This is a genomic window from Kutzneria sp. NPDC051319 (assembly GCF_040682195.1).
Classification (GTDB): domain Bacteria; phylum Actinomycetota; class Actinomycetes; order Mycobacteriales; family Pseudonocardiaceae; genus Kutzneria.
Window position 1 is genome coordinate 45,191 of record NZ_JBFBAM010000055.1, and the last position, 18,766, is coordinate 63,956.

Below are 18,766 nucleotides of genomic sequence, written 5' to 3' on the forward strand. Positions count from 1 at the left end.
GCATCTCCCGCCAGTCAAGCCCGGCTCAACTGGGAGTTCTCGATGGGACGTCTCACCGGTGTCGCGGTTGCCCTCGCGGCCGGTCTGCTGCTGACCGCCACGCCGGCGCAGGCGTCGGATGATCCGCTGACGCTGGCCGTGAGCCTGGACGGCCAGGACATCTCCGGCCACACCATGGTGATCACGCCGCGAAGCCCGGTGGAGCTGTCGGTCACCGTCACCAACAACTCCGGCTCGGCCGTGCACATCCGGAGCATTCGCCTGTCCGGCACGGCATTGGCGCTGACGTTCTTCGCCTATGACACGACCCTGCCGTTCGACGTCGCCGCGCACGGCCGGTCCGTCCGCACCTTCGGTCTTGACCTCGCGGACCTTGACGGGCAGGCGATCGGCCTGTTACCGGCGGCCGTGCAACTGTTCGATGTGGACCGCAACGAGCTCGCCGCCGTGGACACCACCACCGACGTGCGGGGCTCGATCCTTTCCGTGTACGGGGTTTTCGGCATCGCCGTGCTGCTGCTGACCATCGCCGCCTGGACGGCGTGCCTGCTGGCCCTGGCCCGGCACCGCCTGCCGGCCAACCGCCTGCGCCGGGCGCTGCGCTTCATGCCCGCCGGCTTCGGCACCGGGCTCGTCGCGGTGGTCACGTTGTCCGTACTCCGGGTGATTCCACCGGAACCCGGCGTGGAGATCCCTATCATCGTCGGCACCACGGCGATCGGGCTGGTGCTCGGCTACATCACCCCGCACCCGATGCCCGCCGTCGCCGAGCCCGAGACCGCCGGCCTGCTGACCACCACCGAGGTGACCGGGTGACCGCCCCCGCGAACGTCGTCAACGCCCTGCCGCAGTACCAGGTCGGCTCGATGATCGGGGCCGGCGGCATGGGCGTGGTGTACGCCGGCGTGCACCGGTCGCTCGGCCGGCACGTGGCGATCAAACAACTGCCGGCCGAGATGGTGCACAAGCCCGGCATGGGCAGCCGTTTCGACCGCGAGGCCAAGGTGCTGGCCAGCCTGGACCACCCGCACATCGTGCCGGTGTACGACTACGTGCGCACCGCCTACGACAGCCTGCTGGTGATGGAAAAGCTCGACGGCGGCACGGTTTTCGACCGCACCCAGGGCCGTGGCATCACACCCGACGCCGCCTGCGCGATCATCCTGGCCACGCTGGCCGGCCTGCACGCCGCCCACTCGGCCGGGGTGCTGCACCTGGACGTCAAGCCCAAGAACCTGTTGTTCACCAGGCAGGGCGTGCTCAAGGTGGCCGACTTCGGCATCGCGCAGGTGATCAGCGAGGGCACCACGCTCATGACCCACGGCGGCGAGGTCCTCGGCACGCCCGCCTACATCTCGCCCGAGCAGGCCTCCGGCAATCCCCTCACCCCGGCCGCCGACGTCTACTCCGCCGGCACCGTCCTGTACGAGCTGCTGTCCGGCACCCTGCCGTTCGCCGAGGACCGTGGCGCGCTGAGCATGATGCGCCAGCACATCTTCGGCGACCCCCGGCCCATCACCGGCGTGCCCGGCCCGTTGGCCGAGGTCGTGATGCGGTCCGTGGCAAGGGAAACCAGCCAGCGCTACCGTGACGCCGAGGCCTTCGCCGCCGACCTCTCCGCCGCCGCCGACACCACCTTCGGCCCGGGATGGCTGCCACGGTCGGGGATTCCGGTGCACCTGTCGCCCCGCGTCACCGGCGGCGGCTCGCAGCCCCGGATCCGGCCCACGTTGCAGGCCACGCGGTTCGAGGACGGGACCAGGCAGGACTGGTTCGAGACCGAGCGGGACCAGTTCGAGCAGCCGGCGCAGTTTCGGGAGGCCCCGACGGCTCGGGAGCACACGGCAAGATACGGCCAGGAACCGGGCCGAGTCGGCGGCCAACGCGGCCAGGAGCCCGGCCGCGTCGGGGAAGAACGGGACCGGTCCGCCAGCACGCAGCCGGACCGGTTCGGGCCCGGGCACTCCGGGATTCTCGAAGGACCCTCGGCCACCAGGTCGGCCTTGATCCCCGGGCTGATCGCGGCGATTTCCTTTGTGGCCATGGTGGTGCTGGCCTTCGCGGCCCCGACGCCCGGGGCGCGCACAGCCGTGACACAGCTCGCGGTCATGGGCTCGGCGCCGGGGCAGCAGACCAACATCGACCTGAGCATCCCGGTCCCGATCACCGGCGGCCCGGCCACGATGTCCCTGTCGCTGGCCGGAATCACGGTGGCCACTGCATCGGGACATGACTCGGTGGCGTTCCCGGCGATCACGCGCTGGCTGGTGGGCGGGGCGGTCACCGGCAAGATCCAGTCACCGGCCGGGACGCAGGAGTTCCCGGCCATCCCCCAGCAGTTCCCGCTGGCCAGCGCCATGGGCGCGGGCAGCCTGCTGGCCTGCCTGTTCGCCCTGGCCTACCTGGAATCCACCCTGCGGACCGTCCGACGTGGACGGAAGGGCGCCGGCAAGTACGTGGCGGCCGTGCCGCTGGGCGCGCTGTTCGGCGCCGCCGGCTGGCTGCTGGTGGCGGTGCTGGCCGCGCACGAACCGGCGCTGCTGTACGGAATCGGCTGCACGGTGGCGGGTGTGGTCGCCGCGGTGGCGACGGTGTGGGCTACATCCGCCCGAACAGCAGCTTCCAGGGCGTGATCGCCGACTCCAGCTGCACGCCCAGGGTCATCTTGGAGGCGCCCTCGGCCCGCTCCTCGAACACGATCGGCACCTCCAGGATGCGCAGGCCCCGCTTCACGGTCCGGTAGTTCATCTCCACCTGGAACGAGTAGCCGTTGCTGCGGATCGTGGGCAGGTCGATGGCCCGCAGCGTGGCGGCCCGCCAGGCCTTGAAGCCGGCGGTGGCGTCCTTGACCTTGAGGTGCAGGATGGCGTTGACGTAGAAGTTGGCCCACGCGGACAACGCCTTGCGGTGCCACGGCCACTCCGACGCGGTCTGCCCGCCCGGCACATAGCGTGAGCCCAGCACCACGCCGGCGTCGGTGCTCTCCAGCTTCTCCAGCATGGCCGGGATGCGGTCGACCGGGTGCGACAGGTCGGCGTCCATCTGGATCACCACGTCGGCGCCCTCGTCCAGGGCGCGGCCGATGCCGGCGAGGTAGGCGCGGCCGAGGCCGTCCTTCTCGGTGCGGTGCAGCACGCCCAGGTCGTCGCCGGCCAGGCCGTCGGCCACGTCGCCGGTGCCGTCGGGCGAGTTGTCGTCGACCACGAGCACGTGCAGCTCGGGCATTCCCAGCTCGCGCAGCTTGGCCACCAGCACGGGCAGGTTCTCGCGCTCGTTGTACGTCGGCACGACAACAACAACCTTCATGGTGATCCTCTGCGGCGTGGTGACGGGATGGGGCCGGAGTCTAACGGCTCTCCGGCCCCATCCCGTCGATCTTGCCCGGGGCGTGTCGCGCTCACGTCCCGACATGCAGTGGCGTCCCTCCGGTCACTTCCCGGCCGCCGAGCACCGCGTCGCCGAACGCCTGGCCGGTGGACCGCAGCGTCCACAGCTCCGTCGTCCCGCTGCCCCGCAGCACTGCCAGGTCGGCGTGGCCGTCGAGGTCGAAGTCGCCGGTGCTGAGGACGGCCTTGCCGGCGTCGAAGCTCGACCACGTGCGGGGCGCGAACTTCGCGGCCGAGCCGAAAACGGTCACGCCGTGCGTGGTCAGGGCGATCACGTCATCGCGCCCGTCGCCGTCCATGTCACCGGACACGGCCGAGGCAGCGTCGACCTTGTCGGCGCCGACGGTCGTGCCGGCCTCGAAAGCAGAGCCGGTCGAGCGGTAGAACGTCAGCTTGTCGCCGTCGATCGTGGCGAGATCGGCCTTGCCGTCGCCGTCGAAGTCGCCGGCCACCAGCTCCCCCGCCCCACCCTGCAGCCAGGTGGTGACGGTTCCGTTGGACAGCACGGAAATCTGCCCCTGGTACTGCAACGCGACATCGGCCCTGCCGTCGCCGTCGAAGTCACCGGCGGCCATCCGGTCCGGCTTGGGCGCGTCGACCGGCGGCGGGACGTCGTAGTCGTTGCCGCTGGAGATGAGCTGGACCAGCCCGGTCCTGGCCGCGTACACCAGATCCGTGCGGCCGTCGCCGTTGAAGTCGCCGCGCGCGTAGGGACCGGGGGGCGGCGTGTAGTTGAGGATGCCGTAGCCGGGGTAGAAACCGACCGTGCCACGGTAGAAGCCGCCGTCCCTGGCCACGAACGTCCAGACGTCGCCGTTGTCGAGGACCATGGTCGCGTCGGGCCGTCCGTCGCCGGTCACGTCGCCACGGGTGTGCGTCGGCGGCGCCGGATTCCTGAACACGCCGAGGTCGTAGGCCTGCGACCCGTCACTGAGGTTTCCGGCCCGATCCACGGCCCGGACCTAGAACCGGCCGCCGTAGTAGTCGGCCACGGTCACCGGCACCGTGGCCGTGCCGTCCGGGCCGACGGCGATCCGGTTGAACAGGGAGTCCTGTTGGGTGCCCCACAGGAAGGTGTCCACGTCGGTGTCGCCGCCGGCCAGCCGCACCGTGACCGTGCCGGTGGTGCGGGCCATGATCGCCGGCTCGCCCTCGGGCGGGAAGTCGGTCGAGGACACCGTCGGCGTGTGCGGGCGCACGGAGTCGACGGTGAAGTAGCAGTCCGATGTGGACGGTCCCGTGTCCAGGGCGTCCCGCGCCTGCGCGTGGTAGTGGTAGACCGGGCCGTCGGTCAGGGTGCCGGCCGGGAGCTCCGGCCAGGAGAACGCGGTGCCCGGCGGCACGGAGCCCGACTCGGCGGCGTGGACGATCGTGCCGTCGGGGCGCAACACCTCCAGCCGCACGGTGTCGAGGTCGCCGCTGTCGACGTCGGCCACGCGAGCGCTGAACTGCCTGACCCCCGCGACCAGCGTGGGCGCGGCCGCCGTGCCGCACGGCCGGCCGTTGGACATGGCGACGGTCGTGACGGTGGGCGCGTTGTTGTACACGGTGGACAGCCCGACCGGGTAGTGCGGATCGGCCGGCTGGAGGGCCAGGCCCGGCGCGGATTCGTCGTGGGCACGCAGACCGACGGTGACGACGCCGGTCTTTCGGCCGGCGGCCTGCTGGGCCAGCTTGGCCAGCGCGTCGGTGGAGAACTCCAGCCGGCCGCCGCAGTCGGGGTCGACGGCCGTGGCCAGCGGCCCGTCACCGAGCCAGTAGTTCTTGCTGTTGTTCCAGGTCAGCGGCTTGCCCGGGTCGATGGGCCGGGCGGCCCACAGGTCGACCTGGGCCGGCACGCACGGCCGTGCGCGGTCCGGCGGGATGTGGAACTCCGCGCCGTGGACCTTGGAGCCGTTGATCGCCTTCACATCCAGCTGGAAGAACGCCCGCCACAGGCCATCGTCGACACTGCCGACCCGGGCCACGGCGCGATCGGCCGTCCAGTAGGAGGTGTTGGGGCGGCCTTGTTGACCTGGGTCCAGCTTTGCAGCGGGCCCGGGGTCTGCGCCGCCTCGGCGGCCGCCGTCGGCAGCAGAGTGACGCCGAGCAGGCATAACAGCGCGACCGATGCGGCCGCGACACGGGTTTCGGCATGGCTGGTCCTCCCCTGAACCGGTGATGCCAACACCACGCTCACGCGCCAGGGGCCGTCCAGGTTGCCTCAATCGTCCGAATTCAGCGGGCGATCTCCAGCCGGGTGTCGAGCGCGTCGACCAGTTCGGCGCGGGCCCGGAACACGCGGGAGCGGATCGTGCCGACCGGGCAGTCGCAGACCTCGGCCGCCTCGACGTAGGACAGGCCGACCACCCTGGTCAGCACGAACGCCTCCCGGCGCTCCGGGTCCAGGGAGTCGATGGCGGCCCGCAACGCGATCAGGCCCTCCGGACCGGCGACCTCGGTGTCCATCCAGGTCTCGGCGCTGGTCGTACGGGGCGAGCGCTGCGCCGTGCGGACGTGGTCGGCGGCGACGCGGCGGGCGATGGCCAGCAACCACATCCGGGCCGGGGAGCGGCCTTCGTAGCGGGGTAGCGCCGCGAACGCCCGTAGATACGTCTCCTGCGCGAGGTCGTCGGCCTGGCCCGGGTCGCCCAGGTAGGCCATCAGCCGGCGCAGCTGCCGCTGCGTCGAACGGACGAACTCGGCGGCAGCCGCCCGGTCGCCGCGCTGCGCGGCCAGGGCGAACTGGGTGATCTCGGCGTCCACGTCCAGAGATACGCCAGTGGTTACTGGCAGGTTCACGGGAACTTTCCCGGACGCCCCGACGACCTGGCTCCACGTGGACTGCGGCATCGCGCGTGAGGCGCTCTCGGCGGCCATGGACGGGGAGGCTGTCCCCGGCGTGGCCATGACGGACGTGGACCGGCACGTGCAGGGCTGTCGGGCCTGCGCGAGCTGGCAGGACCGGGCGGCCCGGATCAACCGGCTGACCGTGTTGTCGCCCGCGGGCGAGGAGCGGGACTTGACGGAGGCAGTGCTGCCTCCGCTCGACGAGGATTTAACAGCTCAGGCGGCCTTCTCCGAGCAGAAGCCGGCTCCTCGCCGTCTCTCCCTTCCTTACGCGCTGATCCGCATCGGCCTTGTCCTTGCCGCGTTCGCGCAGGCCGCGGTCTCCGTGGTCGAGCTGCTCGGCCGGGACGACCCGATGATGATGGCCGGGCACATGGACCACGAGACCTCCGCCTTCAACTTCGCGCTGGGGGTGGTGCTGGCGGTCGTGGCCGTGGATCCGAAGCGGGCCAAGGCGCAGTTGCCGCTGCTGGGCAGCGTGGTGGCGGTGCTGGTGCTGGTGTCGACCTTCGACCTCGGCGCGCACGCGGTGGGCTGGAACCGGCTGGTGACGCACATCCCGCTGGCGGTCGGCCTGATTCTGGTGGCATTGCTGGGAACCATCCGAGGCTCGGGGACGACCAGTAGGGCGACGGCCCGTCAGACATGGAGGTTCCCGATGAGGACAGCGAAGCGGCTCGGCGTGCTCGGCTCGATCGTGGTGGGCGGCCTGCTCGCGGTGACGGGCAGCGCCTACGCGCACGTGACGGCCCAGCCGAACACCGCGGCGCAGGGCAGCTACTCGAAGATCGCGTTTCGGGTGCCCAACGAGGAGGACAACGCCGCCACCACCAAGCTGGAGGTCACCTTCCCGACCGACCATCCGATCGCGTCGGTGGAGACCAAGGCGGTGCCGGGCTGGACGGTCCAGGTGGACAAGGCCAAGCCGGCCAAGCCGGTGAAGTCGGACGACGGCGACGTGGCCGAGGTGGTCTCCAAGATCACCTGGACCGGCGGCAAGGTCACGCCGGACACCTTCGAGGAGTTCGAGGTCTCGCTCGGCCCGCTGCCGACCGACACGGACAGCCTGGTGTTCAAGGCCGTGCAGACCTACGACAACGGTGACGTGGTCCGGTGGATCGACACCACGGCGGGGGCCGAACACCCGGCCCCGACGGTGAAGTTGACCCCGAAGGCCGCCACGACCGCCGCTGTCGCGCCGGCGGCGGCGGCCACAAGCTCTACTTCGGACACCACGCTGCCGTTGGTCTTCGGCATTGTAGGCATCATCATCGGCCTCGCCGCCGGTGCGCTGGCGATGGTGGCGCTGCGCCGCGGGCGTGCCACCGAATGAGGGCTTTCCTAGTGGTGCTGGCCGGCGTGTTCGCGGCGATGGCCGCGACCGCCGGCCTGGCGTCTGCGCACGCCGTGCTGGAATCCTCCACCCCCTCCAACGGATCCCTGGTGCAGTCCGCGCCAACGCGGGTCACGCTGACGTTCGGGGAGGCCGTGCAGATCACGCCGGACGGCGTGCACGTGATCGCCCCCGACGGCTCGACGGCCGACAACAGCAAGGCCGACCACATCGACGGCCAGGGCAGCACCGTCGGCGTGCCGATCACCTCGACGGCCGAGGGCACGTACACCGTGTCCTGGCACGTGGTTTCCGCCGACTCGCACCCGATCTCCGGCGCCTTCACCTTCTCCGTCGGCCACGCCTCGGCCGCCGTCCCGGTGGCCGCGCCCGCCTCCGGCAGCCTCGCGGTGTCCATTGTGTACTGGACGGCCCGCGGGCTCGAGTACGCGTCGTTCGCGCTGCTCGTCGGGGCCGTGGCCTTCGTGTTCTGGTGCTGGCCGGCCGGCGCCGTGCACCGCCACGTGAGGCGACTGATCGGCGGCTCGTGGCTGACGTTGCTGCTCGCGACCGTCGCCGGCGCGCTGCTGCAAGGACCTTACGGCGCCGGGGCCGGGCTGGACCGGCTGTTCGACGGCACCCTGTTCTCGTCCACATTGGACATCGCACTCGGCACGGGCGTCATCGTCCGGATCGTGCTGCTGGCCTTTGCCGCCCCGTTCATCAGCGAAATCCTGGCCACGCAGGAGTGGACGCCCAACCGGCGTTCGGTGTTCGGCGGCATCGGCGTGGTGCTGCTCAACGCCCTCGCCTGGACGTGGTCGATGTCCGGGCACGCGGCCGCCGGCTTCCAGGCCGATCTCGCGCTGCCGGTCGATGTGCTGCACCTGGACGCCATGGGCGTCTGGCTCGGCGGGCTCGTCGTGCTGTGGCGGGCCAAGCCGCCACATGCGGCGGTGCAACGGTTCTCGCAGGTCGCCGTGGTGTGTGTCGGCGTGCTGGTGGCGACCGGGACGTACCAGAGCTGGCGGCAGCTCGGCAGCTGGGCCGGTTTCTTCGACACCGAGTACGGCCGCCTGCTGCTGTTGAAGATCGCCGGCGTGCTGGTCGTCCTGGCCGCCGCCTACTTCTCCCGCAAATGGGTCCGCTCGCACGTGGGCAAGCTGCGGCGGCCCATCATGATCGAGACGGCCGGCGCGGTGATCGTGCTCGGGCTCACCGCGGCCCTGGTCAACGCCGAACCCGCCCGTACGGCCGAGGCCGCCACCACGCCGATCGTGCAGGCCACGCCCGACGGCCAGACCCTGCCGTTCGACACCGGCGGGCCGGGCGGCAAGGGCAATCTGAAGATCTACATCACGCCCGCGCACGTCGGCCCCAACCTGCTCGACGTCACCGTCGAGGACCAGGGCGGCACGGCCCACGACGTGCCCGAGGTGACCGTCGAGCTGACGTTGAAGGAGCGCGGCATCGGACCGTTGAAGATCGACATGCAGCACGTCGGCAAGGGCCGCTACCGTGCCGCCGAGGCCCAGATCCCCCTGGCCGGCGCGTGGCAGGTCGCGGTGACCGTGCGAACCTCCGACATCGACGAGACCACCGCCGCCGGCATGTGGCAGGTGTCCTGACCGGATCGTTCCGCATGACGACGAGACCGTGCCTGTCCCCCGGGCGCGCGGGCGGGCACGATCGGTGTCGTGACCAAGGCACTGATCGTCATCGACATCCAGGAATCGTTCCGGCATCGGGAGAACTGGGCCCGAGTGTCCACACCGGACATCGCCGCCCGCGGCACCCGGCTGGTCGACATCGCCCGCGCGGCCGGCGACCTGGTGGTGTGGGTGCTGCACACCGAGCCCGGCACCGGCAACCCGTTCGACCCGGCCGGCGGCCACGTGCGGCTGATGGACGGGCTCGTGCCGGCGGCCGGCGAGCCGGTGCTGACCAAGACCTCCCGCAACGCCTTCACCACCACCAACCTCCAGCAGATCCTCACCGAGAAGGGGATTCGGGAGCTGGTGGTCTGCGGCATCCAGACCGAGCAGTGCTGCGAGACCACCGCCCGTGTCGCCGCCGATCTCGGCTTCGACGTCACCTACGTGACCGAGGCGACCGCCACCTTCCCGATCGCGCACCGCAGCGGCGTCGGCGAGCTCGGCGTCGAGGACATCATCGAGCGCACCGAATACGCGCTGTCGGGCCGTTTCGCGACCATCAGCACGATCGCGGAGCTGGCCGTAGGCTGACCGGATCATGCCGACCGTCGCCTTCCTGCTCACGCGCAACCTGCACCTGCTCGACCTGGCCGGGCCGGCGCAGGTGTTCTCCGCGGCGGCCAAACACGGCCTCGACTACCGGCTGCGCTACCTCGCCGACACCGAGACCGTCACCACCGCGCAGGGGCTCACAGTGCAGGCGACGACCGAGATCCCGGCGCTGGGCCCCGACGACCTGATCGTCGTGCCGGGCTGCGCCGGGCAGCGGCTGACCAGGACCGCGCGGCTCGGGGCGGCGCTGATGACCCTGCTGCGGGAGTTCCCCGGCACCGTCGCCAGCGTCTGCTCCGGGGCCGAGCAGCTCGGGCGGGCCGGGCTGTTGGACGGCCGGCGCTGCACCACCCACCACGAGCACCAGGACGAGCTGGCCGAGCGCTATCCGACCGCCCAGGTCGTGCACGACGTGCTGTACGTGATCGACGGCCGGATCGTCACCTCGGCCGGCATCGCGTCGGGCATCGACCTCGCGCTGCACCTCGTGGCCACCGCCCACGGTCCGGCCATCGCCGCCCGCATCGCCCGTGAGATGGTCGTCTACGCCCGCCGCAACGGCGACGACCGGCAGGCCAGCGCCATGCTGCGGCACCGTTCGCACGTCAACGACACCGTGCACCGGCTGCAGGACCACATCGACAGCCACTACACCGCCCGGCTCCCCCTGGCCGACCTGGCGCGGGCCGTCGGATGCAGCGAGCGGACCGTCACGCGCCTGTTCGCCCGGGCCACCGGCCTCACTCCCCTGCGCTACCAACAACTCCTGCGCGTCGAACGGGCCGAGCACCTCATCGGGCAGGGCGCGACCGTGGAAACCGCCGCCAACACCGTCGGCTTCGAGGACGCCCGCATGCTCCGCCGTCTCCGCGCCCGCCCCTAGTTTCCGGCCGGAGCCGTCGAGATGGGGCAGGATGGGCAACCATGAGCGGCTTCCTCGCGTGGCTGGCGAATTCGGGTGTCGTGCAGGGTGTGATCATCGGCGGCACGTTCGCGTTCCTGACGACGGTTCTCGTGCTGGACGCGGTCGCTCGGGCCGCGACGAGCACCGTCAACGGCTGGAGCTCGTTCCGGCCGGCCGGTCGGCCCGGCAACGGGCTGTTGATGCGGGCCGCGTCGCAGAAGGCGCTGCCGGCCGTCAACGTGTTCGAGGAGGCCGCCTACTGGCTGGCCACCGTGGACGGCGCGGGGAACAAGCTCAGCGGCGAGCACGCCTACCGACTCCACTTCCCGCCCGGGCAGCTGCCCCCGAACGACGCCTTCTGGTCGCTCACCGCGACGGACACCGTCGGCTACATGGTGAGCAACCCGGCCGGCCGGTCGAGCGTGGACGACCACTCCGGTCTCGTGACGAATGCCGACGGGTCGGTCGACATCCTGCTCCAGCCGCGGGCGCCGAGCGGACCGGCGCAGAACTGGGTGCCGACACCGGCCGGTCGGTTCAAGCTGATGCTGCGCGCGTACCTTCCGGGCGCCGCCATCGTGGACGGCAGCTACGAAGTGCCGCCGATCGTCGAGGTCGTGTGACATGAACCGCCTCATCCTGAAGTACGGCTACCCCATCACCGCCGTCATCCTGCTGATCTTCACCTGGGTCGTCTACCGGCGGGTGGCCGGCGGCGTGGACGCGATCATCCCGCTCGCGGTGGCGGCGATCGTGGTGTGGGTGCTGGGCACGCTCGCGTTCGTCTACTACTGGCCGCGGATCACCGTCGGCGGGCTCAGGCGGGCCATCCTCAGGCGTGGATTCGGCGACGGCCCGATCCCCGTGAACACGCTGCACGCCGCGCTCGACCGCTCCTCCGCATCGACCGGCAGCGTGATGGGCACCGGGACCGATGACGTGCTCTACGTCGCCGGTTGGCTCGATGTGCACGCCGGACCACAAGTTCTGCACACGCCCGAGATGGACGGTCGCTACTACAGCGTGCAGTTCACCGATCCGACCAGCGGCGCCAACTTCGCCTACGTCGGCAAGCGCACCACCGGGACCGGCGCCGGCGCCTTCCTGCTCTGCGAACCCGGCTGGAACGGCACTGTGCCGACCGGGATGAACCGGATCGACGTGCCGCATCGGGCCGCCCTCCTCATCGGACGCGTGTTCGCCGCGGACGAGGACGACCGACTCGCCGCCTATGCGCTGGCGCAGCAGATCCGGCTCGCGCCGCTCACCCCCTGAATTCGGCGCATGTGGCACTCAGTGGCGAATCGGACTTGCAGGGAGCAACAGTTCGTTCACGCATGGTTCGGCGTGTGGCGTACGCGGCCAACGGCGAAGTTGATATCCGGTGTATCAACCAGTGGCCAGGGCGCTGACCTGGTGAAGTGCGACACGATCTCACCGTCTGACCAACCAGTTGGTCAACATCGGAGGTGTGTCCGCGTGGACCGCTTTCCCCTTCCCGTTCGCCCCGAAAGCTGAGCAGGGCTTACTACATCACTTGGTAAAAGTCGGCACTGATGTCAGCGTTGTCGTATCTGGAGCGGCCGCGGAAACCTCCTGCAAGTCCGTAGACCCGTGGTCCGCGTCCAGCAGGACGGAGTTGACGTTGCACGTGATGCCGGTACCGGCTGAGAGGGGCCTCCCCCTCGACTCCGCGCTCGCGCGCGGCCTGGCGGCGGCTGGAGAGCTCGGCCTCACGCCGCGGTTCACGCCACTGCTGGACGCGAATCCCGGCAGTTGGCAGTGCACGCTGAGCTGCACCGGCTTCCACTCGCCGGCGACCAGCGGCCTCGGCCGCGGCGACCGGGAGACGGCCCGCGTCGGCGCGCTGTTCGAGGCGCTGGAGCACTACCTGAGCGGCCTGGACGGCCTGCGCAACCGGCAGGTCCGGTTGCGCGACGCGCACGAGGTGGCTAATGGACCGCTGGCCTCGGATCCATTGATCGCCAAGCTGGCCGAGGGCCCGGCCCGCGAGCTGGGCTGCGTGCGCTACCAGGCGCTGGACGGCAGCGCCGACGTCGACGTGCCGGTGTTCCTGACGATCCCGGAGTACCGGGGCGAGCAGGGCGAGTCGGCCCGGCTGACCATCGAGGACTTCTACGACTACTCGGCCGCCGGCTCGTGCGTGGAGGCGGCGGGCTGGGCGGCCGGCTCCTACGCGGCCGAAGCCCTGGTGCACGCGGTCAACGAGTCGGTCGAACGGGACGCGGTGGCCCAGCTGATCGCCGATCAGGTCGTCGGCGACCGCTCACGGGCGTTGCGGGTGGTCGACCCGGCGACGCTGCCGGACGACCTGGCCGACCTGTTGATCACCGCCGCCGACCGCTGCGGGCGCTCCGTGCACCTGATTGATATGACCTCCGACCTGGACATTCCCGCCTACTACGCGTTCCAGGCCCCCGAACCCGGCGGGCGGCCGGCGGCGGCCGGCAGCGCGGCGGCGCTGTCCAGCCGGGTCGCGGCCGGCCGGGCCCTGACCGAGCTGATCCAGTTCCAGACCACGGTGGTCGACCGCCAGCTGCCGAACCTCGCCCACCGGCTGCCGGACGCGGCCGAGGTGGGCTTCGTCCAGACCTGCGCGCCCGCCACTCCGCGCCAGCACCTCGACATGCTGGTGGAGATGTTGCACGGCAAGGGGTTCACGCCTTACGCACGGGAGCAGTACTCGACGCGGAACCTGGCCGTGGTCAACGTGTTCGTGCCGGGGCTGGACCGGTCGACCGACTGCCGGCGGCTGCGGGTCAGCCGTCGGCGTGCTCAAGCGCCCACCGGATGAGCGCCGGACGGGTGGTCAGCCGCAGCTTCTTGTAGCTGTTGTGCAGGTGCGTCTCGATGGTGCGCTCGCTGAGGAACAGCCGCTCGGCGATCTGCCCGTTGGTCAGGCCCGCGCCGACCAGCCGCACGATCTCCCGTTCACGCCGGCTCAGCGGCTGGGTGCCGTTGTCCGGCACGGTCAGTCGGACGCCCATCGCCGCCAGCCTGGCAGTGGCCCGATCCTCCGCGCCGGCCATCAGGTCCTCCTGGCGTAGGGCCAGGGCGTCGAGGAACGGCGAGGTCCGGCCGCCGGAGCGCAGATGACCCAGAATCCGTTGCGCCACAGCGTGATCCTTGCGCGCAACGGCCAGGTAGCCGGCGTAGGCCACTCGGAGCGTGTCGACCAGGAGGTCGCCGAGCGGGCGCGGTGGCCTGAACGCCGTGTCGTCGACCTTGGCCCCGGTCCGCAGCGCATACGCCGTCTCGGCCAGGTCCGTCACCATGACCAGGTCGTCGTGCGTGGCGTCGTAGCATTCCCGCACCACCTGGAGGTCCTGCTCGGCACTGGCGAGATTCCCGTTCTCCGCCGACAGGAACGCCCGCGCGGCGCGAGCGCGGCCGACCAGCCGGTCCTGGCCCGTCCGCTCGGCCTCGGCCAGGCTCTCGCCGGCGATCTCCAGCGCCGCGGGCAGATCACCGGCGATGTACCGGACCCAGCTGCGGATCTGCGTCACGTAGTGCACCGCGCCCGGCAGGTAGAACTGCACCTCAGCGGCGCCGGGATTGCCGGTCGCCCGCAGCGCCGCCGGCACGTCGCCGCGCAGCACCAGAAGCCCGGGCTGCTGGAGTCTCGCGCCGTAGGCATAGTGTTCCCGGGAATCGGCGGCGATCGGCCGGGCCGCCTCGATGGCGATCTGGTTCTGCGTGTGGGCGGCCGCGTAGTCGCCGCCGACCCGGGCCGCGACGCTGGCCCCGAAGTGCGCGACCGCGCGGGCCTCGGGCGTGTCCTGGTGCTCGGTCAGGCCGATCATGCGGTCCAGCACCGACCACACCCGGGCCAGGTCGTTGGCGCGCACGGCAAGCAGCCAGTGCACCATCAGCCCGATCGGCGGGTCCTGCGACTCGAACTGCACGGGCGCCATCGGCGTGTGCACGTTGCCGCGCTCGGCCTCCAGCATCGACCGGTAGTAGCCGAGGATCCGCTGCCGCAGCGAATCCCCCTGACTCTGGGCCATGGCCTCGGCGTGGTCCCAGATCGAGGCCGCGTCGTCCAGCCGCCCGCTGGCCTGCAACGCGCGGGCCAGGCCGTCCATCAGCTCCGGGGTCACGTCGGCGTGCTCGATCGACCGGGCGTGGTGCAGGGCGACGCTGAGGTAGTTCACGGCCTCCTGCGCGTCGTGCACGTCCAACGCTCGTTGTCCAGCCGCGCCAAGGACTTCGCAGGCCCGCTTGGGATCCACCAGATCGCCGGCGTCGCGGTAGTGCGGGGCGGCCTTGAGGACGTCGGTGCGGTCCAGGGCGGCGGCGATCGTGGCGTGCAGCGAACGTCGTTGCCCCACGGTCAGTTCCGCGTAGGCGACCTCGGCGTAGAGGGGGTGCGACACGCGGTACGTCAGCGTCGGCCCGTCGACGAGCTCCTCGATCAGGCCCTGCTGGAACAGTTGGCGCAGCACGGTGTCGAAACCGTCGTCCGTCCACACCGTACGGAGCAGCTGCGGCGATCCCGCGCCGGCCACGGCGATCAGCTCCAGCAATCGCCGGGCCCGATCGTCCAAGCGCTGCAAGCGGTCCAGCACCACGTCGCGGATGATCACCGGCAGGCCGGCCGGGATCTCGCCGCCGCCGACCAAAGCCGTGACGAACAGCGGCACGCCCTGGGCTCGCGCGGTGACCTTGCTCAGCACGTCTTCGCGCGGCGGGTGTTGCACCAGGTCACCGACGAGTTCGCCGACAGCCTTGTCCGACAACGGCTCCAGCGCGAGCTCGATGCCGCCCTCGCGGCGCACGGTCATGGCCAGCGCCGCCAGCGGGCCGCCCGGCTCGGCGCTGCGGTAGCCGCACCACAGCAGCAGGCGGCGGCGTTTGCTGTTGTGCCCCAGGTAATGCAGCAGTTCGATCGTGCCGCGGTCGGCCCAGTGCAGGTCGTCCACGATGAACAACGCCGGCCTGGTCGCGGTGATCCGCTCGACCAGACGCAGCACGGCCTCGAACATGCGGGTGCGTTCCAGCTCCGGATCCCCGGTCGGCGGGGCCGGCGACAGGCGCCGATCGGCGATCAGCCCGGCGATGTCGTGCAGGCCGTCCAGCAGCCGGGCCGACTCCGCGTCGGGCAGCGCGCCCAGGTGACGGCGCAGCGCCTCCACCACCGGAGCGTAGGCCAGGCCGGCCTGCAATGGGCTGGAGGAGCCCATCAGCACCGTGAAGTCGCGCTCCTTGGCCAAGCGCAGCGAACTGACCGCCAGCCGCGACTTGCCGATGCCCGCCTGGCCCGAGACCAGCAGGATGCGGCCGTGCCCCGCGGCGACCGCGGTGATCGCCCCGTCGATGATCCCCAGCTCGCGATCCCGGCCGACCAGCCTCGACTCCACGGGCCAGAGTATGCACCAATCGGCCTAGGGTTTGACGCCGGTCAGCACTGTCAGCGCCGGCTGTCGGCCCACATCCACCCGGCGAAGGGCCGTCAGGCCGGCGTCGGCCAGCCAGCGGCGGTAGTCCGCCGGGTCGTGGATCGTGCCGCTGCGGGTGCGCAGCAGCAGGGACAGCTCGTGGGTCGCCGCGCCCTGCGAGCCGGCCAAGGTGTCGATCACTGCCAGCGCGCCGCCCTTGCGCAGCGCCGGCACGAAGCGGTGGATCAGCTCGGCCGCGCAGTCGGCGTCCAGCAGATGGCAGACGCCCGGCAGCACCACCAGGTCGTACTCGCCGGCGCTGGGTTGTGCGTCGAACAGCCCGCCGGGCAGGAAGTCGAACTGCCGGCACCGGTTGGCGCGGCGGTTGGCCGGCACGTCCAGCACGCTCACCCTGGTCTGCGGGTCTCTCGCCGCCAGCGTCGCGCCGCAGGGCGCCCCGTCCACGCTGACGTCCAGAATGCGCCTGGCGGCGGGGAGTTCGGTGACGACGTCCGCCCTCATGCCGTGCAGGAGGGTCGTGATCACGTCACGTTCGGCCTCACGGGCGGGCAGACCCGTGCGGACCGAGTCGGTGACCTGGTCGCGCCAGGGCAGCAGCGAGTGCACCCCGGCCAGGCCGGCCGTGGCCGGCTCGTAGCGGCCGTCGGCGCGCAGCTGCACCAGCCCGCTGTCGGCCAGCGTCGCGAGCACCACTCGGACCCCGCGAACGCTTGCGCCGCAGGTCATCGCCAGGTCCTCGATCGTCGCCGGCGTGCGGTCGATCTGGTCGATCAGGCCCAGCTGCACCGCCGCCGAGTACGCCGACAGCGTCGCGGCCGCGCGGTGCAGACCCAGCAGGGCCGTGGCGTTCCGGGCCGCCGTCATCGGGCCAGCACCCTGCGCATGATCGCCACGCTCTCCAGCGCCACCTGATCGGCCCGGGTGTGCTCGCGGCGGGCCGACAGCAGCTGGGCCAGGTTGATCAACGCCCATGACAGCTTCTGCGCGTGGTCGGCGTTGTCCGGCTCCTCGGCCACGCGCTCCTTCAGCGCCGCCACCGCCTGCTCGGTGATCGTGACGGGGTCGTCCTCGCGGCATTCGCCGTGCGGAATGCCCCAGCAGCTCTCCGCCCGTGCAATCACGTCCATGCCACTCATGCTGGCCGTGGCCGTCGGCGGCGGACAACGCTCTCCGGTACGTAATCGGCTTCGCGCGGTGAAGTTACGTACCCGCCGTCCAGGCCGTGGCCTGGCGTGCGACGAGCTCCTTCAGGTCGCCCGCCGTGAGGTTGAAGTCCAGCGCGTGCAGGCCGTAGAAGTTGGCCTGCGTCGGGCCGATCAGATTGTCGCCGCCCTGGATGTCCAGCCAGGAGACCGTGCTCTGGCCGTCCAGCGCCTGCTTGCACTGGCCGGTCAGCGTGCCGCGGTAGCGGGCGAAGCCGGTGGGGTAGTTCGGCACCGTCAGCGACTGGCCGAGGGAGCTGATCCGGCCGTACGGGTTGAAGTCGTTGCCGCCGACCAGCTTTCGCGTGTACAGGATCGTGTCCAGCGGATTCCGGTCGTTGTCGCCGGCCAGCACGGCCGCCGGGTTCACGCAGAGGACCTGGTGCTGCGGGTCGTTGACCACCCGGACCAGGTCGGCGTCCGCGCTCGGGACCTGCGCGCCCGGCTTGTAGCTGGAGTAGGCCACCACGCACCCCGTGTCCGTCGGGTGCTGGCAGGCCGGGATGTGTTGGAACGTCGCCTTCGGATCCGTGCCGCCGCCGTCCGGCTGGCCCGTCGGCACCACGATGTGGCCGCCCAGCAGCACTGCCGAGACAAGGTACTTGCGCATGTCCGGGTTGTTGTCGAACTTGTCCTGGAGCAGCGCCGCCAGCGCCGACGCGCCCTGCGAGTGGCCGAGCAGCACCACTCCCCGGCGCTTGCCGGTGCTCGGGTCCGTGTTGTCGTGGTCCCAGTAGTACTGGAAGGCCTGCTCCACGTCCCCGATGCCGACCGAGTAGTCCGGCGGGGTCTTCGTGATCAGCGACAACGCCAGGTCCAGCAGGGTCTTCTGCCGGTACGTCGGGGCGAACATCCGGCAGCCCAGCATCCCCATCTGGGCGATCGACTGCGCGAACTCGTCGTCCGACGGCGCCGGCACCACGTTCGGCAGGCCGTCCACCGTCGGGTACACGTAGAAGCAGTCCGTGCCGGCCGGTATCGGCGTGCCCTGCGGGCTTCCGCCCGTGACGTCCGTGGTGTCGAGGGGTACTTGGTCGTGGCTCGCCGGGTACGTAGCCGTCACCGGCCCGCACGCGCCGTGGCACATCCACACCGGCGCCGGCAGTGCGTTCGGCACGGCCAGGCTCGCGGTCAGTGCCGCCGCGGCGGCCAGGGTTCCCCAGATCATGAGTGAAGTGAACCAGGGGGTACCCGCCCGCTCCCCCCGCTTGTCACCCGTTCGAGGTACACGGGTTTTTCACATGCGCTTCCCATGTGGCAACAGGACGCAAACGGGAAGCGCATGTGGCAGCGCCGGGGTGCCGGAAACCGTATTTCGGTGTGCCGGAGAGCGGGACAGTGAGGATGTAGATGGTGGTCCTCCCGACCCGGTCTGACCCCGAGCGGGACCGGCGTGATGCCTTGCGCGAGATCTGTCGTCCGGAC

The 18,766-nt window shown here is 71.1% G+C and carries 17 protein-coding genes; 9 read left to right on the top strand and 8 right to left on the bottom strand.

Annotation, left to right across the window (positions count from 1 at the left end; all coding sequences use genetic code 11):
* Positions 1-42 precede the first annotated feature (42 nt).
* Both AB0M73_RS36200 and AB0M73_RS36205 read left to right on the top strand, forming a co-directional pair.
* Positions 43-816 (top strand): hypothetical protein, encoded by a 774-nt coding sequence (locus AB0M73_RS36200; RefSeq protein WP_363900739.1) that lies wholly within the window; start codon positions 43-45, stop codon positions 814-816.
* On the top strand, positions 813-2,633 hold the full coding sequence (locus AB0M73_RS36205) for a serine/threonine-protein kinase (RefSeq protein ID WP_363900742.1): 1,821 nt from the start codon (positions 813-815) through the stop codon (positions 2,631-2,633). Before AB0M73_RS36200 ends, AB0M73_RS36205 begins: the two co-directional genes overlap by 4 nt.
* On the opposite strand, the gene AB0M73_RS36210 is transcribed toward AB0M73_RS36205, so the two are convergent.
* From AB0M73_RS36210 to AB0M73_RS36225, 4 genes are all read right to left on the bottom strand, one after another.
* Entirely contained in the window at positions 2,599-3,306 is a 708-nt protein-coding gene (locus tag AB0M73_RS36210) for a polyprenol monophosphomannose synthase (RefSeq protein ID WP_043725284.1), read from the bottom strand. The two genes, AB0M73_RS36205 and AB0M73_RS36210, sit on opposite strands and share 35 nt — an antisense overlap.
* A gap of 91 nt (positions 3,307-3,397) precedes the next feature.
* On the bottom strand, positions 3,398-4,339 hold the full coding sequence (locus tag AB0M73_RS36215; RefSeq protein WP_363900745.1) for a VCBS repeat-containing protein: 942 nt from the start codon (positions 4,337-4,339) through the stop codon (positions 3,398-3,400).
* Positions 4,340-4,348: 9 nt separating this feature from the next.
* The gene (locus AB0M73_RS36220) at positions 4,349-5,353 is read right to left on the bottom strand and encodes a hypothetical protein (RefSeq protein ID WP_363900748.1); all 1,005 of its coding nucleotides are present in this window, start codon (positions 5,351-5,353) and stop codon (positions 4,349-4,351) included.
* Between the two features lie 250 nt (positions 5,354-5,603).
* Entirely contained in the window at positions 5,604-6,167 is a 564-nt protein-coding gene (locus AB0M73_RS36225) for a sigma-70 family RNA polymerase sigma factor (protein ID WP_363900751.1), read from the bottom strand.
* Between AB0M73_RS36225 and AB0M73_RS36230 the strand changes: the two genes are divergently transcribed.
* The 7 genes from AB0M73_RS36230 to AB0M73_RS36260 all read left to right on the top strand — a co-directional run bounded on the left by AB0M73_RS36230 (position 6,148) and on the right by AB0M73_RS36260 (position 13,534).
* On the top strand, positions 6,148-7,548 hold the full coding sequence (locus AB0M73_RS36230; RefSeq protein WP_363900754.1) for a DUF1775 domain-containing protein: 1,401 nt from the start codon (positions 6,148-6,150) through the stop codon (positions 7,546-7,548). The two genes, AB0M73_RS36225 and AB0M73_RS36230, sit on opposite strands and share 20 nt — an antisense overlap.
* Positions 7,545-9,176, top strand: coding sequence for a copper resistance protein CopC (locus AB0M73_RS36235; RefSeq protein ID WP_363900756.1), 1,632 nt, complete (start codon positions 7,545-7,547; stop codon positions 9,174-9,176). Before AB0M73_RS36230 ends, AB0M73_RS36235 begins: the two co-directional genes overlap by 4 nt.
* A gap of 69 nt (positions 9,177-9,245) precedes the next feature.
* A complete protein-coding gene (locus AB0M73_RS36240; protein ID WP_363900759.1) occupies positions 9,246-9,794 on the top strand; it encodes an isochorismatase family protein in 549 nt (182 codons plus the stop codon).
* A 7-nt stretch (positions 9,795-9,801) separates the two neighbouring features.
* Positions 9,802-10,698 carry a DJ-1/PfpI family protein gene (locus tag AB0M73_RS36245; protein WP_043725273.1) on the top strand — a complete coding sequence of 299 codons (897 nt, stop codon included), beginning with the start codon at positions 9,802-9,804 and terminating at the stop codon, positions 10,696-10,698.
* Positions 10,699-10,739: 41 nt separating this feature from the next.
* A complete protein-coding gene (locus AB0M73_RS36250; RefSeq protein WP_363900764.1) occupies positions 10,740-11,342 on the top strand; it encodes a DUF1214 domain-containing protein in 603 nt (200 codons plus the stop codon).
* 1 nt (position 11,343) lies between these two features.
* A complete protein-coding gene (locus AB0M73_RS36255) occupies positions 11,344-11,994 on the top strand; it encodes a DUF1254 domain-containing protein (RefSeq protein WP_363900767.1) in 651 nt (216 codons plus the stop codon).
* A 379-nt stretch (positions 11,995-12,373) separates the two neighbouring features.
* Positions 12,374-13,534 carry a YcaO-like family protein gene (locus tag AB0M73_RS36260; protein ID WP_363900770.1) on the top strand — a complete coding sequence of 387 codons (1,161 nt, stop codon included), beginning with the start codon at positions 12,374-12,376 and terminating at the stop codon, positions 13,532-13,534.
* Here AB0M73_RS36260 and AB0M73_RS36265 read toward each other — a convergent pair.
* The 4 genes from AB0M73_RS36265 to AB0M73_RS36280 all read right to left on the bottom strand — a co-directional run bounded on the left by AB0M73_RS36265 (position 13,500) and on the right by AB0M73_RS36280 (position 18,509).
* Entirely contained in the window at positions 13,500-16,100 is a 2,601-nt protein-coding gene (locus tag AB0M73_RS36265) for an AAA family ATPase (protein ID WP_363900773.1), read from the bottom strand. The two genes, AB0M73_RS36260 and AB0M73_RS36265, sit on opposite strands and share 35 nt — an antisense overlap.
* A 24-nt stretch (positions 16,101-16,124) precedes the next feature.
* Positions 16,125-17,003, bottom strand: a complete 879-nt coding sequence (locus tag AB0M73_RS36270; protein ID WP_363900776.1) for a methyltransferase — start codon at positions 17,001-17,003, stop codon at positions 16,125-16,127.
* Complete coding sequence (locus AB0M73_RS36275) at positions 17,000-17,266, bottom strand: hypothetical protein (protein WP_363900779.1); 267 nt, start codon at positions 17,264-17,266, stop codon at positions 17,000-17,002. Before AB0M73_RS36275 ends, AB0M73_RS36270 begins: the two co-directional genes overlap by 4 nt.
* A 73-nt stretch (positions 17,267-17,339) precedes the next feature.
* On the bottom strand, positions 17,340-18,509 hold the full coding sequence (locus AB0M73_RS36280) for a DUF3089 domain-containing protein (protein ID WP_363900782.1): 1,170 nt from the start codon (positions 18,507-18,509) through the stop codon (positions 17,340-17,342).
* Between the last annotated feature and the right edge of the window lie 257 nt (positions 18,510-18,766).

Bases quoted from the DNA above. Each gene is read 5' to 3' on its own strand.
- AB0M73_RS36200 (WP_363900739.1), top strand. From the start codon at position 43: ATGGGACGTCTCACCGGTGTCGCGGTTGCCCTCGCGGCCGGTCTGCTG.
- AB0M73_RS36210 (WP_043725284.1), bottom strand. From the start codon at position 3,306: ATGAAGGTTGTTGTTGTCGTGCCGACGTACAACGAGCGCGAGAACCTG.
- AB0M73_RS36235 (WP_363900756.1), top strand. From the start codon at position 7,545: ATGAGGGCTTTCCTAGTGGTGCTGGCCGGCGTGTTCGCGGCGATGGCC.
- AB0M73_RS36245 (WP_043725273.1), top strand. From the start codon at position 9,802: ATGCCGACCGTCGCCTTCCTGCTCACGCGCAACCTGCACCTGCTCGAC.
- AB0M73_RS36250 (WP_363900764.1), top strand. From the start codon at position 10,740: ATGAGCGGCTTCCTCGCGTGGCTGGCGAATTCGGGTGTCGTGCAGGGT.
- AB0M73_RS36255 (WP_363900767.1), top strand. From the start codon at position 11,344: ATGAACCGCCTCATCCTGAAGTACGGCTACCCCATCACCGCCGTCATC.
- AB0M73_RS36260 (WP_363900770.1), top strand. From the start codon at position 12,374: ATGCCGGTACCGGCTGAGAGGGGCCTCCCCCTCGACTCCGCGCTCGCG.
- AB0M73_RS36270 (WP_363900776.1), bottom strand. From the start codon at position 17,003: ATGACGGCGGCCCGGAACGCCACGGCCCTGCTGGGTCTGCACCGCGCG.
- AB0M73_RS36275 (WP_363900779.1), bottom strand. From the start codon at position 17,266: ATGGACGTGATTGCACGGGCGGAGAGCTGCTGGGGCATTCCGCACGGC.
- AB0M73_RS36280 (WP_363900782.1), bottom strand. From the start codon at position 18,509: ATGATCTGGGGAACCCTGGCCGCCGCGGCGGCACTGACCGCGAGCCTG.